General features: G+C 64.6%; 8 protein-coding genes. 3 read left to right on the forward strand and 5 right to left on the reverse strand.

Going from position 1 to position 13,259, the window contains the following annotated elements:
• Positions 1 to 507: 507 nt before the first annotated feature.
• The 4 genes from ACREP4_RS06070 to ACREP4_RS06085 all read right to left on the reverse strand — a co-directional run bounded on the left by ACREP4_RS06070 (position 508) and on the right by ACREP4_RS06085 (position 3,894).
• Entirely contained in the window at positions 508 to 1,716 is a 1,209-nt protein-coding gene (locus tag ACREP4_RS06070; protein ID WP_431595254.1) for an OprO/OprP family phosphate-selective porin, read from the reverse strand.
• Between the two features lie 270 nt (positions 1,717 to 1,986).
• A complete protein-coding gene (gene nth, locus ACREP4_RS06075) occupies positions 1,987 to 2,622 on the reverse strand; it encodes an endonuclease III (RefSeq protein ID WP_431595255.1) in 636 nt (211 codons plus the stop codon).
• Positions 2,623 to 2,750: 128 nt separating this feature from the next.
• Positions 2,751 to 3,101: a hypothetical protein gene (locus ACREP4_RS06080; RefSeq protein WP_431595256.1), complete on the reverse strand. Its 351-nt coding sequence runs from the start codon at positions 3,099 to 3,101 to the stop codon at positions 2,751 to 2,753.
• A gap of 10 nt (positions 3,102 to 3,111) precedes the next feature.
• Positions 3,112 to 3,894 carry an enoyl-CoA hydratase/isomerase family protein gene (locus ACREP4_RS06085; RefSeq protein ID WP_431595257.1) on the reverse strand — a complete coding sequence of 261 codons (783 nt, stop codon included), beginning with the start codon at positions 3,892 to 3,894 and terminating at the stop codon, positions 3,112 to 3,114.
• A 170-nt stretch (positions 3,895 to 4,064) separates the two neighbouring features.
• On the opposite strand from ACREP4_RS06085, the gene ACREP4_RS06090 reads away from it, so the two are divergent.
• The 3 genes from ACREP4_RS06090 to pbpC all read left to right on the forward strand — a co-directional run bounded on the left by ACREP4_RS06090 (position 4,065) and on the right by pbpC (position 12,475).
• Entirely contained in the window at positions 4,065 to 4,766 is a 702-nt protein-coding gene (locus ACREP4_RS06090; protein ID WP_431595258.1) for an FKBP-type peptidyl-prolyl cis-trans isomerase N-terminal domain-containing protein, read from the forward strand.
• 287 nt (positions 4,767 to 5,053) lie between these two features.
• On the forward strand, positions 5,054 to 9,949 hold the full coding sequence (locus ACREP4_RS06095; RefSeq protein ID WP_431595332.1) for an alpha-2-macroglobulin family protein: 4,896 nt from the start codon (positions 5,054 to 5,056) through the stop codon (positions 9,947 to 9,949).
• Positions 9,950 to 10,111: 162 nt separating this feature from the next.
• Positions 10,112 to 12,475 carry a penicillin-binding protein 1C gene (gene pbpC, locus ACREP4_RS06100; protein WP_431595333.1) on the forward strand — a complete coding sequence of 788 codons (2,364 nt, stop codon included), beginning with the start codon at positions 10,112 to 10,114 and terminating at the stop codon, positions 12,473 to 12,475.
• Between the two features lie 141 nt (positions 12,476 to 12,616).
• On the opposite strand, the gene ACREP4_RS06105 is transcribed toward pbpC, so the two are convergent.
• The gene (locus ACREP4_RS06105) at positions 12,617 to 13,234 is read right to left on the reverse strand and encodes an HD-GYP domain-containing protein (RefSeq protein ID WP_431595259.1); all 618 of its coding nucleotides are present in this window, start codon (positions 13,232 to 13,234) and stop codon (positions 12,617 to 12,619) included.
• Positions 13,235 to 13,259 lie beyond the last annotated feature (25 nt).

Consider the following 13,259-nt stretch of genomic DNA (forward strand, 5'->3'; position numbering starts at 1 on the left):
CCGCCCGGCGCCTATTCCATAACCATTTGGTGACAGTGCAGCGTCTGTCATATGACGTTGCGGTGACAGTGGAAAAGATGTCACACACCCCATGCAAAGTTGCCGGCTAACCCCCGTTTCCTGCAGCGCTGTCACCTCGTTTTCGCCTTCGGGATTTCACACCCTCGCTTGCCGCTTTTCCCTCTCACTTGCGCCTGCGGCGTAGGGGAGGACCGGGGAGGGGGGCTCTTCGTTCTTCGTGCAGACCAACAGGCCTCACGTCTGATGACGCGTGCACGCAGGAGCGGCCTTGGCCGCGAAGCTGGCGCAGGTTCCCATCACCGTGCCTCCGCCATCCGGTGGTTCCACCTTCGCCGACGCATCCAGTGCCCAGCTGTCGGATGTTCGACATGTCACTGGCTTCGCGGCCAAGGCCGCTCCTACGTGCGGGGCCGCAAATGGATAGGCCGCAAACAACGAAAGCCCCTTGCGGGGCGTTCGTGTCACATCGGTGATTCTGGCAATGGCTTACCAGAAGAACTGCAGGCGCGCTTCCAGGATGTTCGGCTTGTCGCTGACAAAACCACCTGCGCTGGAGCTGTACTTCTTGCTGTCCACCATCACGTAGTTCATCGACGCCTTGAAGTTGGAGCGCCAGTACCAGTTGGCGCCCACGGTCCAGATGTCCATCTTGCCGCCGAGCACGCCGTCCACCAGCGGAGCGCCGCCGACCACGGCCGGGGCACGCAGGCCGCCGTCGTTCAAGTCGATGTGGTCATAACGTGCCGCCAGCTGCCACATGCCACGGCCCGGCTCGTCCGGCAGGCCCAGGCTCGGGGTGCCACCCTTGTAGCCCCAGGTCTCGCCGGTGACGTTCCACACGCCGCTGACGTAGAAGCCGTCGCTGCTGTAGTTGTCGTGGTCGTAACGCTTGGCCTTGGAGCTGTAGTACTCGCCCTGGGCCTTGAACGGGCCGCGCACGTACATGGCTTCGGCGCCGATGGTGCTGAGGCGATCGGTGTCCTTCAGGTCGCCACTGTCGACCAGGCGCACCGTGGCCAGGTCGGCGTTCGGGCGTGCACGCAGGCGCAGCAGGTCAGCGTCGGTGTCGTAGTTGACGTAGCTCAGGCCCAGATGCAGGACGTTGCCCTTTTCATTGATCGGGGCAAACGTGCCGCGCACGCCGTAGCCGCTGCCGTGGGCCAGATCGCGGGTCAGCTCGCGGCCGAACGCCGAGGCGTTGACCGACCAGTTGCTGTCGCCGATGCCGTAGCCCACGCCGAGGCGACGGGCCACCGCGTAGGTGTTGGTGACCGTGGCCTTGGAGATGAAGTCGTTGTTCTTGGTGCTGGACAGTTCTTCCAGGCTGTTGGGCTGCTTGTACTGGCCGGCCTGGAGGTAGTGATTGCTGTTGCCGCCCAGCTTGTACTTGGCGTTGGTGTCGAGGAATTTGTCGGCCTTGGCGTCATAGCCGACCACCCATTCCACGTTGCCCGGGCCCTTGCCCTTGAGCACCAGCTCGGCGCGGCGCAGCTCGAACTCGCTGTCCTTGCCGTTCTTGCCAACGCCGTTGAGGTCGGCCTTGTCGTTGTCGAACCAATTGCCGTCAGCCTGCACCAGGCCTTCAAAGGTGATTTCGGAGCCGCCGATGACGTCGATGGCGACTTCAGCGTGGGCGGCCGGGACAAACAGCGCCGCCGCAACGGCTGCAGTAAGAAGTTGGCGATGCAGTTTCATGGGTGGATAGCCTTGCAGGCGGGTTGAGGATGCTGCGAAGGCTAGGGCGTAAAGATTGCGTAAATGTGACAGTTCGGCGACCAACTTTTGCGGCGCACAGTTAGTGTCAGCGCATTGGACACGTGGGCTGTTACCGGCAGGTGTCGCGCAGATGGCAGTCGGCGGCGCCCGGGCGTCGGTCGTTTTGCCGGTGGGTGAGGCGGATCGCAGAAGGGAACGGGCAGCTGCGCCGGTGAAGACGCCGCGCCGACAACGGGCGCGGTTACCGCATCAAGCGGCGGTCTTGTCCTTGAAATGGCACAGATCGCGGATCACGCACTGCGGGCAATCCGGCTTGCGTGCCTTGCACACGTAGCGGCCATGCAGGATCAGCCAATGGTGCGCGTCGAGCAGAAATTCCTCGGGAATGACTTTGACGAGGCCATCCTCCACCGCACGCACATCCTTACCCGGCGCCAATCCGGTGCGGTTGCCGACGCGGAAGATATGCGTGTCCACCGCCATTGTCGGTTGGCCGAAGGCGGTGTTGAGCACTACGTTGGCGGTCTTGCGGCCAACGCCGGGCAGGGCTTCCAGCGCGGCGCGGTCGGCGGGCACTTCGCCGCCGTACTTGTCCACCAGGATCGCGCAGGCGGCGATCACGTTCTTGGCCTTGGCGTTGAACAGACCGATGGTGGCGATGTAACGCTTCAGTCCTTCCTCGCCCAGATCAAGAATGGCCTGCGCGGTGTTGGCCACCGGGAACAACTTGCGTGTGGCTTTGTTGACGCCCACGTCGGTGGCCTGCGCGGACAAGGCGACCGCGACCAGCAACTCGAACGGTGAGCTGTATTCCAGCTCGGTCTTCGGGTGCGGGTTGAGCTCGCGCAGACGCGTGAACATCTCGCGTACTTCTTCGCGACTCATGCGCTTGCTGCTGCGCGGCACTGCGGGCTTTGTTGCAGCGGCAGCGGTCTTCTTCGAGACAGGCTTTTTCGCAATAGCCTTTTTAGCCGCAGCCTTTTTTGTCGCGGCTTTCTTGATTGCGGCAGCACTCATGACGACGGCTTCTCTGCGGCGCGCGCCTTGGCGCGAGCAAGAATGGCGGCCGCCGCCGAGGGCAGGGCGGGTTTGCTGTCAGCAGCAGGCGGCGGTGCGCGACGTGCTTCGCGTTCGGCGGCACGTCGCGCCAGCCGCGCATCGCGGGCGCGGTGACGTTCGCGTGCGGCCCACGCAGTGCGCAGCTGTTGCTGTGCATCGAGCAACTGCTGCGACTGTGCTGGCGACAACGTGGTGTCGCCGGGCTGCGCGGCATAGTCCATCAACCCGGCGCGCACGGCGGCGTCCAGGTCGTCATCAACAATGAACTGCAACAACTGTTGCGGTGTAGCGGGGACGGCGGACATCGGTCGTGACTCAGCGGTTCTTGAATTCCGGCTTGCGGCGTTCCAGGAAGGCGCTGGTGCCTTCGCGCATGTCGTCGGTGGAGAAGGCCAGGCCGAACTGTGCGCTTTCGTATTCCAGACCTTCTTCGATGCCGCACTCGCCGCCGACGTTGATCGCATCCAGGATGCCGCGCAATGCCAGCGGCGCGGCGTTGGCCAGCTGCGTGGCGACCTTCAGGGTTTCCGCTTCCAGCTCAGCGGCCGGCACCACGCGGTTGACCAAACCCAGTTGTTGCGCACGGGCTGCGTCAATCGGTGCGCCCAACAGACACAGTTCCAGCGCGGCGGCACGACCGGCCAGACGCAGCAGGCGCTGGGTGCCACCAAAGCCCGGCAGCAAGCCCAGATTGATTTCCGGCTGGCCAACCTTTGCGCTGTCGGCGGCGATGCGCAGATGGCAGGCCATGGCCAGTTCCATGCCACCGCCCAGCGCAAAACCGTTGACCATGGCGATCACCGGCTTGTTCAGGCGCTCGATCCGGCGCATCAGGCGCTGGCCGATCAGCGAAAAGTCACGCCCCTGAACCGGGCTCAATCCGTTCATCTCGGCGATATCGGCCCCGGCCACGAAGGCCTTGGGACCGGCTCCGGTCAGCACCACCACCCGCACCTCGTCGGCCTGGGCGGCGTCGGCAAAGGCCGCATCCAGTGACTCCAAAGTGTGTCGATTCAAGGCGTTGAGCTTTTCCGGACGCTGCACCGTAAGAGTACGAATACCGTCGCGGGTGCTGATTGAAACCGGTGCTTCGGACATGCAGTGGAACTCCTGGAAAAGTTAAAAAAAAGTGATGCTGGAACTATTGCGCGGCAATGTCTGTCTGAGCTTGCGTCGTCAGTGGCGGACAGCCTTTGTGACGGCTATCCTAACCCGTCGCCTCATGCGGCATGGTTGCCCCTGAGACACCCTTCCTGGAGAACTGTTTGATGAAGTTGCGTTCTATCGCGGTCGCCGTGGCCGCTCTGGCCCTGACCGGCACCGCATTCGCCCAGGACGTCTCGTCCGAGAAGGGCAAGCTGAGCTATTACTTTGGTTACGACTACGGCAACAACCTTGCCGAACTCACCGGTCGTGGCGAGCAGCTGGACATCGCTTCGGTGGTGAAGGGCCTGCAGGACGCCTACGCCAAGAAGCAGCCGGCCATCACCGCCGACCAGCTGAAGCCGGCCGTCGAAGCGTTCCAGCGCCGTGAGCAGGGCCGTGCCCAGGCTGCCAAGGCGGAGTACGACAAGGCCGCCGGTGAAAACAAAACCCGTAGCGACCAGTTCCTGGCCGCCAACAAGGCCAAGGCTGGCGTGCAGAGCCTGGCCGATGGCGTGCAGTACCGCGTGATCGAAGCCGGTAACGGCGCCAAGCCGACCCAGGCCAGCACCGTTGCGCTGGAAGTTGCCGGCCCGTTCCCGTACGGCCAGCGTCCGGCCGAAGCGCGTCCGGCCCAGTCGATTCCGTCGATCAAGCTGAGCGAAGTCGAGATGGCTGCCATGCGCGAAACGCTGCTGCAGATGCCGGCCGGCGCCAAGTGGGAAGTCACCCTGCCGCCGGAAAAGGCCTACGGTGCCGACCCGCGTACCCCGTTCCCGCCGAACGTGGCGGTGCAGTTCGAGATCAAGCTGGTCAGCGTCAAGTAATTCACGCCAATCAGTTGAGTTGAAGAAAAACGCCGGTGCATGCACCGGCGTTTTTTTATGCGCCGATTCCGGCGTGCGAGTTTGGTGGTGCGCAGCGGCGGGCTAACGGCTGTGGCGATGGTTTCGCGGCACCTTCTGGCAATGCGGTATCGGCTTGGTAGTGAGCGCGATCGGCACACACGGGAATTGGCTCAAAAACTGCGGTGTGTGCAAGGTGTTTACTGATGGCTGGGTATACTCCGCGCCATCTGCTGGAGGACACCATGGAATACAGGAAGTCGGTGCGTATGCGGTGGGCGGCGGTCGCGTTTGCGGCGCTGGCCTTGATTGCAGGATGCAAACGGAATGAAACCGGACAGTTGCCCGGCGCCAGTGGCGAGGCGATTGTTGCCAAGCAGGAAGAGGTCAAGGGTTTTGCGCTGTTGCGCGCCTGGCCGGACCAGCAGCGCGGTGACGGACTGGCGTTGGCGGTGGAGTTCTCGCGGCCGCTGGTTGGCACGCAGGATTTCGACAAGCTGCTGCGCTTCGAGGAAAAGGTTGGCACCGAGGAAAGCAGCTGGTCGCTGTCCAACGACGGCAAGATCCTGCGCTATCCGTATGTGGAAGCGGCCAAGGAATACACGCTGATCATTTCACCGGACCTGCTTGCCGCTGACGGCAACCGGCTCGGTACCGAAGTGCGGCAGAAGGTGTTCACCGGTGAACTGGATCCTGCGGTGGGCTTTGCCTCGCAGGGCAGCGTGCTGCCGTCCAAGGAAAGCCGCGGCCTGCCGGTGGTGTCGGTGAATGTGCCGGAAGTGGACGTCGAATTTCTGCGCGTGCGCGAAAAAGACCTGCCCACGTTCTTCAGCCAATACCAGCGCGGCGGTCGTCGCGGCAGCTGGGAACTGGACAGTGAATACAGCGAGCGCACGCCGCTGTCCAAGATGGCCGAACCGGTTTACGTGAACCGCTTTGTGCTGGGTGGCAAGCAGAACGAACGGGTGCTGACCTATCTGCCGATCCAGGACGTGAAGGAGCTGCAGCAGCCCGGCCTGTACTTCGCGGTGATGAAGCGCACCGGCAGTTTTGACAGTGAGTTCGATACCGCATTCTTCACCGTCAGTGACATCGGCCTGCACACGCGTGCCTACAAGGACACGCTGTTCGTGCACACCGCTTCGCTGGCCAATGGCACAGCCGCGAAGAAGGTGGAACTGAAGGTCATCGACGCCAAGGGCGAGGTGGTGCTGCGCGGCCAGACCGATGGCAACGGCAATGCGCTGCTGAACTACACGCTGGATGCCGCGCATGTATTGGTCGCCTCCAGTGGCAGCGACACCACGATGCTGCCGTTCAACCAGCCGGCGCTGGACTTGAGTGAGTTCGCCGTGGCCGGGCGCCAGAACGCCAACTTTGATGTGTTTGCCTGGTCTGGCCGCGACTTGTACCGACCGGGCGAAACCGTGCGCGTGTCGGCGCTGTTGCGCGACAACGACGGCAAGATGCTGGCCGGGCCGGCGACCGGCGGCCAGCCGGTGTTCCTGCGGCTCAAGCAGCCGGACGGCAAGACCTTCCGCGAAACGCGGTTGCAGCCGGGCGAGCAGGGCTATTTCTCATTCGAGCAGACCATTCCGGCCGAAGCGCCCACCGGCCGTTGGCAGGTGGAGTTCCGTACCGACCCGGGCAGCAAGGAGGCCGTGCAGGGCATGACCCTGCGTATCGAGGAATTCTTGCCCGAGCGCATGAAGCTGGATCTGGACAGCGCGCAGAAGACGATCAAGCCGGGCGAGCCGCTGAAGCTGCAAGCCGATGCTGCGTACCTGTACGGCGCGCCGGCTGACGGCAACCGGTTCACCGCGCGTCTGGCGGTGGCGGTTGAACAGCATCCGGTGGAGTCGATGCAGGGCTGGTTCTTCGGCGACCCGACGGTGCAGTTGCCGCGCGAAGCCAATGACGTGATCGACACCACGTTGCCGGCCGACGGCAAGCTGCGTCAGGACGTGCCGTTGCCGGCTGACGCAGGCAAGGGCACCACGGTGTCGGCGTTGCTGTCCGGCAGCGTCTATGAAACCGGCGGGCGAACCGTCACCCGCACGCTCAAGCGTGTGGTGTGGCCGGCACCGGCCTTGGTGGCGGTGCGTCCGTTGTTCAGCGATGCCGATGGCGCCGATGCCAACGCCAATGCGCGTTTCGAGCTGATGCGCGTGGATGCCGCAGGCAACCCGCAGCCGGCCAAGGGCTTGAAGGTCACGTTGGTGCGTGAGCTGCGTGATTACCACTGGACCTACACCGACAACAGCTGGGACTACGACTTCACCCGTCGTTTCGAGAACAAGGAAACCCGCACGCTCGATGCGGGCACCACCTCGACCAAGTTCGATTTCCCGGTCGAGTGGGGCGAGTACCGCGTGGACGTGTTCGACCCGGGCACCGGCCTGACCACGCGTTATCCGTTCCGCGCCGGTTGGAGTTGGGACGACGACAACCGTGGCCTGGACGCACGCCCTGACAAGGTCAAGGTGGCGCTGGACAAGACCGCTTATCGCGCCGGTGACACGCTCAAGGTGACGGTAACGCCGCCGCATGCCGGCCGTGGTCTGTTGATGGTCGAAAGCGACCGCATGCTCTATGTGCAGGACATCGACGCCAAGCCGGGCAGCACCTTTGAAATCCCGGTCACCGCCGATTGGGAGCGGCATGACGTGTATGTCACCGCGCTGGTGTTCCGTGGCGGCAGTGCACCCAGCAAGATCACCCCGGCCCGCGCCGTGGGCGTGGTGCATGTGCCGATGGATCGCAGTGATCGCCGCATCGCGGTCGGCCTGATCGCGCCGAAGCAGATGCGCCCGGAACAGCCGATGGCGGTGACGGTGAGCGCGCCGGAACTGGCTGGCAAGAAAGCGCATGTCACCGTGTCCGCGGTGGATGTGGGCATTCTCAATATCACCCGATTCGCGGTGCCGGATGCACCGGCGCACTTCTTCGCGCAACGGCGTTTGGGTGTGGATGCGTATGACATCTACGGCCGGGTGATCGAGAGCTTCGAGGGCAACAGCGGCAAGCTGAAGTTCGGCGGCGACATGGCGCTGGCGGCATTGCCGCAGGCCAAGCGCCCGACCGCGCGGGTGCAGACGGTTGATCTGTTCTCCGGCCCGGTGGTGCTGGATGCCAAGGGCAATGCGCGCGTCACCCTGCAGGTGCCCGATTTCAACGGCACGCTGCGGGTGTCGGCGATGGTGTACACCGATGCGCGTTACGGCAATCGCGATGTTGAAACGCTGGTGCGCGCGCCGATCCTGGCCGAGGCCAGCATGCCGCGGGTGATGGCGCCGGGTGATCGCAGCACGGTCACGTTGGATGTGCAGAACTTCACCGGCAAGCCGGGTGAGTTCGCGGTGCGGGTGGAGGGCGAAGGCCCGCTGGGCATTGGCGAATCCTCGCGCACGGTGACGCTGGCGGCCGACGCCAAGCGCACGTTGAGCTTCCCGTTGAATGCGCAGGAAGGCTACACGGTGGCCAAGGTGCGGGTGCGGGTGGACGGCAACGGCTTCAAGGTGGACCGCCGTTACGACTTGCCGGTGCGTGCGGCGTGGCCGCAGGTGCTGCGTTCGCAGACGCGCACGCTGGACCCGTTGGCGCCGGTCACGCTGGACAGCAACTTCGCCAGCGGCTTGATGGCCGGTTCGGTCAATGCACGCATGCTGGTCAGTGCCTTGCCGCCGATTCCGTTCGCCTCGGCCTTGCAGGGTGCGTTGAACTACCCGTATGGCTGCGCCGAGCAGACCACCAGCAAGGGCTATGCCGCGTTGATGCTCGACCAAGCGACGTCGACCATGCTCGGTGCCGACGGGCTGGATGCCAAGGCACGCAACGAGCGCATGGAAGGCGCGTTCGGGCGGCTGGCCTCGATGCAGGTGGCCAACGGCAACTTCTCGATGTGGGGCAATGACGACTACATCAATCCGGCGCTGACGCCGTACATCGCCGAGTTCCTGCTCGATGCCAAGGACGCTGGTTTCGCGGTGCCGGACAACGTGCTGCAGAAGGCCTTGAACCGCATCAGCGAAGACCTGCTCAGCGGCGGCAACCAGTTCTATGGGCAGGATCGCCGTGATTCGATGAAGTTCGCCAATCAGGCGTACTCCGGCTATGTGTTGGCGCGGGTCAACCGTGCACCGCTGGGCACGCTGCGCACCTTGTGGGACAACGAGCGCAGCAAGGCGGTGACGGGGCTGTCGCTGGTGCATCTGGGTGTGGCGTTGTCGCTGCAGGGCGACAGCAAGCGTGGCCAGGCCGCGATTGCGGCGGGTTTCGCCAAGTCCATCTCGGATCGCCCGGCCTACTTTGGTGATTACGGCAGCCCGCTGCGTGACGGTGCGTTGATGATCGCGCTGCTGCACGAACGCGGTCTTGCCAAGCCGGAGTACGACGCTCGCGTGATCGACTTGGGCCGCACACTGGACATCCGTCGCAACGGAGGCTGGTTGTGGCTGAGTACGCAGGAGCAGGTTGCGCTGGCGCGCTTGGGCAAGGCGTTGATGGCCAACCAGAAGAAGCTGGTGTCCGGCGAACTGGTGGTGGGCGATAAGACCGAGAGCATCGACGCACGCAAGGCATTCGCGCGTGTGTTCGACATGGCGCAGTTGGCGCAGGGCGTGCGGTTCTCGCCGCAGGGCGAGGCACCGATGTTCGCCAGCCTGGAAGTGGCGGGCATTCCGCGTCAGGCGCCGGCACCGGACAACACCCACATCGGCATCGAACGCAGCTGGTACGGCACCGACGGCAAGCCGTGGACGCCGCGTCTGCTGAAGGAAGGTGAAGCCCTGATCGTGCGGCTGAGCATCACCGCGGATGTGTCGATGCCCGACGCGCTGATCACCGATCTGTTGCCGGCAGGCCTGGAGATCGAGAACTTCAATCTGGGCGACGCCAAGCAGTGGGCTGATGTCGTGGTCGACGGCGTGGACATCAGCGACCGCTCACGCGCGGCGGATGTGAAGCACGAAGAGTTCCGCGATGACCGCTATGTCGCCGCGCTGAACCTGTCGCGTGGCAGCAAGGCGCATGTGTTCTATCTGGTGCGCGCGGTCACGCCGGGCACCTACATGGTGCCGCCGCCGCTGGCCGAGGACATGTACCGTCCCGACCTGCGTGGCGTGGGCCGTTCCAGCCCGACCACGATCACGGTGGTGCAGCCGTAAGCGGAAGTGCTCCCTCCCTTTGCCGCCGGCAAAGGGAGGGTTGCGGAGGAAGCAGGCATTCAACATGCCGGCACACCGCCAGCTTCGCGACCAAGCTCGCTCCTACAACAACTGCAGACACCGATTGAAGAGCAAGCACGAGTGAATCCGCGCGCCCATTGGCTGAAAAATGTTGGCACTCGCCTGCGCGCTGTTCCCAAGCTCCGCCTTCTGCGTTGGGGCGTCGCCGCCGCCCTGGCGTTGCTGCTGATCCTCGACATCGCATTCCCGCCGCCGCTGCCAAAGTCACGCGACACCAGCACCCTGGTGGTCGCCAGCGACGGCACGCCGCTGCGCGCGTTTGCCGATGCCGAAGGTGTGTGGCGCTATCCGGCCGATGCCAAAACCGTGTCGCCGTTGTATCTGCAGGCGCTGCTCACCTATGAGGACCGCTGGTTCTGGCGGCACCCGGGCATCAATCCGTGGGCCTTGCTGCGCGCTGGCAAGCAGTGGCTGTTCGAGCGGCGCATTGTTTCGGGTGGCTCCACGCTCACCATGCAGGTGGCGCGCATTCTGGATCCGCATACCCGCACGCCGTGGGGAAAGGTGAAGCAGCTGCTGCGTGCGCTGCAGTTGGAAGTGCATCTGAGCAAGGGCGAGATTCTGGATCTGTATCTGGAACGCGCACCGTATGGCGGCACCATCGAAGGTGTGGAAGCAGCCAGTTGGGCGTACCTGGGTAAATCCGCGGCGTACCTGTCGCAGGCCGAGGCAGCGTTGCTGACGGTGCTGCCGCAGTCGCCGAGTCGTTTGCGCCCGGACCGTCACCCCGAAGCGGCGCAGCGTGCGCGCGACAAGGTGTTGGCGCGCATGGCTGCGCTGGGCGAGTGGTCGGCCGATGAAGTGGCCGACGCGCGCATCGAGCCGGTGGTGGCGCGTTCGTTGAAGCAGCCATTGCATGCGGCATTGTTGGCGCAGCGTCTGCGCAGCCAGCAACCGAAGGCCGCACATATCCAGACCACGCTCGACAGCGGCTTGCAGCGCACGTTGGAAGAACGGGTGTCCTCGTATTTCTCGCAGCTGCCCGAGCGCACCTCGGCCGCGTTGCTGGTGATGGACAACGCCACGCTGGAAGCGCGCGCCTATGTCGGTTCGGTGGCGTTCGCCGACAAGGCGCGGCTGGGCCATGTCGATATGGTGCAGGCCTGGCGTTCGCCCGGCTCCACGCTCAAGCCGTTTCTGTATGGCATGGCGCTGGACGATGGGCTGATCCATTCCGAAAGCCTGCTGATGGATGCGCCGCAGAGTTTTGGTGGCTATCGGCCGGGCAACTTTGATGCGGCGTTCAACGGGCCGGTTGGCGCGGCCAGTGCGCTGCGCCTGTCGTTGAACGTGCCGGTGGTGGATCTGCTGGACCGCGTTGGCCCTGCGCGCTTCACCGCACGCCTGGCCAATGGCGGCGTCAACCTGAAATTCCCGCACGGTGCGAAGCCGAACCTGGCAGTGATCCTCGGCGGCACCGGCGCACAGTTGGAAGGGCTGGTGGGCGCGTTCGCTGCGTTCAACCGTGGCGGCATTGCCGGCCGTGTGCGTTACACGCCGCAGGATCCACGCATCGAACGACGCATGATGTCCGACGGCGCGGCGTGGATCGTGCGCGACATCCTGCAATCCAATCCACGCCCGGGTTATGGCGTGGGCACGTTCGATACCGGCAGCCGCCCGCAGGTGGCGTGGAAGACCGGCACCAGCTACGGCTATCGCGATGCGTGGGCGATTGGCAGCACGCGCAACTACACCGTCGGCGTGTGGGTCGGTCGGCCGGACGGCACGCCGTTGCCGGGCCAGTACGGCGCGGTGACGGCCTTGCCGTTGATGTTCGAGGTGATCGACAGCCTGCCGCGACAGGGCAACGACAACGCCGCGCAGGCGGTCCCCGCCAGTGTCAGCGAAGTCGATATCTGTTGGCCGTTGGGCATCGCTGCCGAACAGACACCGCCGGCCATGTGCCAGCGACGCTTCCCGGCGATGGTGCTGGATGGCGTGATACCGCCCACCTTCCCGGAGCGCGAGGCGCGGTTGTGGCAGGCGGGCAGGGTGCGCTTCCAGGTGGATGCAAAAAGCGGACAGCGGATTTCGGCCGGTTGCGAAGGCTATGAACAACGTGAGGATCGCGAGATCGCACGCTGGCCGGCGCTGGCGTCGCCGTGGCTTTCGCCAGCGCAGCGGCAGGCGCAGCAACTGCCCGCGTTGGCACCGGGCTGCCCGGAGGATGGGCGGCAATCCGATGGCGTGCTGCACATCCAGGGGCTCAACGACAAAGCGACGTTGGCACGCGCGCCCGGTGCAACCCACGGGCCGCGCCTGCAGGTTCGCGCGCTCGGCAGTGAGTCATCCATCGAGTGGTTGCTGGATGGCCGCTGGATTGCGCAGACGCGCGGCAGCCGGATGTTCACGCGTGACTTCGATGAGCCCGGCGAACACACCCTCACCGCGTTGGCCGAAGACGGCGCGTGGACGCGCGTGCGTTTCCGGGTGGTGAAGTAGCGGGGAGTTCAGCGCGGCCGGCGGCACGCGCTTGATCGCGCGGAGCCACGCGCTGCTGGGGCTTTATCGGTGAGACGTCTGCCGAGCATGGCTCGGCACTACGGGGTGACTTGCGAATGTGCGGCGCTTGGGCCAGGACGTTTAGATGACGTTGTTGTCTTCGCGCAGCATGCCGAGGAATTCATCGAGCAGGCGTGGGTCGATCAAACGACCGCGCTGCTTGTCGAGAATTTCCAGCGTGGCCTCGGTCGACATCGGCGCGCGATAGGGACGCAACGAGGTCATCGCGTCGTAACCATCGACGATGGTGAGGATGCGCGACTCCATTGGGATCTCTTCGCCTTGCAGCCCATGCGGATAACCGCTGCCGTCCCAGGCTTCGTGGTGATGGCGGATCAGCGTGGCAACCTGCTGCGCATCGTCGCGGCCGGTGGCTTTGAACAGGGCCGCGCCACGTTCCGGATGGGTGCGCATGATCGAGCGTTTGTCCTCATCCAATTTGCCCGGATACAGCAGCACATCATCGCGGATGCCGATCTTGCCGACGTCGTGAAAGCGTGCCGCCAGCACCAGGTGCGCCAAACGATCTTCCGGCAAGCCGCAGTGCTGGCCCATCGCATGGGCCAATTGCGAAACGCGGTTGCAGTGATGGTCGGTGTAGCTGTCGCGCTGGTCGAGCGCGGCGGCGAGCACCGTGATGGCGCAGGAGTTGTCCTCGGGAGGAATGGACAACCCCACGGGCATGGAAATAGGTGACATGTGCGGCACGGCCTTGGAGAGGCTC

The sequence above is a fragment of the Stenotrophomonas sp. genome (genome assembly GCF_050737575.1).
Classification (GTDB): domain Bacteria; phylum Pseudomonadota; class Gammaproteobacteria; order Xanthomonadales; family Xanthomonadaceae; genus Stenotrophomonas.

Excerpts from the sequence above, each read along its gene's own strand:
- ACREP4_RS06070 (WP_431595254.1), bottom strand. The coding sequence starts at position 1,716 with ATGAAACTGCATCGCCAACTTCTTACTGCAGCCGTTGCGGCGGCGCTG.
- nth (WP_431595255.1), bottom strand. The coding sequence starts at position 2,622 with ATGAGTCGCGAAGAAGTACGCGAGATGTTCACGCGTCTGCGCGAGCTC.
- ACREP4_RS06080 (WP_431595256.1), bottom strand. The coding sequence starts at position 3,101 with ATGTCCGCCGTCCCCGCTACACCGCAACAGTTGTTGCAGTTCATTGTT.
- ACREP4_RS06085 (WP_431595257.1), bottom strand. The coding sequence starts at position 3,894 with ATGTCCGAAGCACCGGTTTCAATCAGCACCCGCGACGGTATTCGTACT.
- ACREP4_RS06090 (WP_431595258.1), top strand. The coding sequence starts at position 4,065 with ATGAAGTTGCGTTCTATCGCGGTCGCCGTGGCCGCTCTGGCCCTGACC.
- ACREP4_RS06095 (WP_431595332.1), top strand. The coding sequence starts at position 5,054 with ATGCGGTGGGCGGCGGTCGCGTTTGCGGCGCTGGCCTTGATTGCAGGA.
- ACREP4_RS06105 (WP_431595259.1), bottom strand. The coding sequence starts at position 13,234 with ATGTCACCTATTTCCATGCCCGTGGGGTTGTCCATTCCTCCCGAGGAC.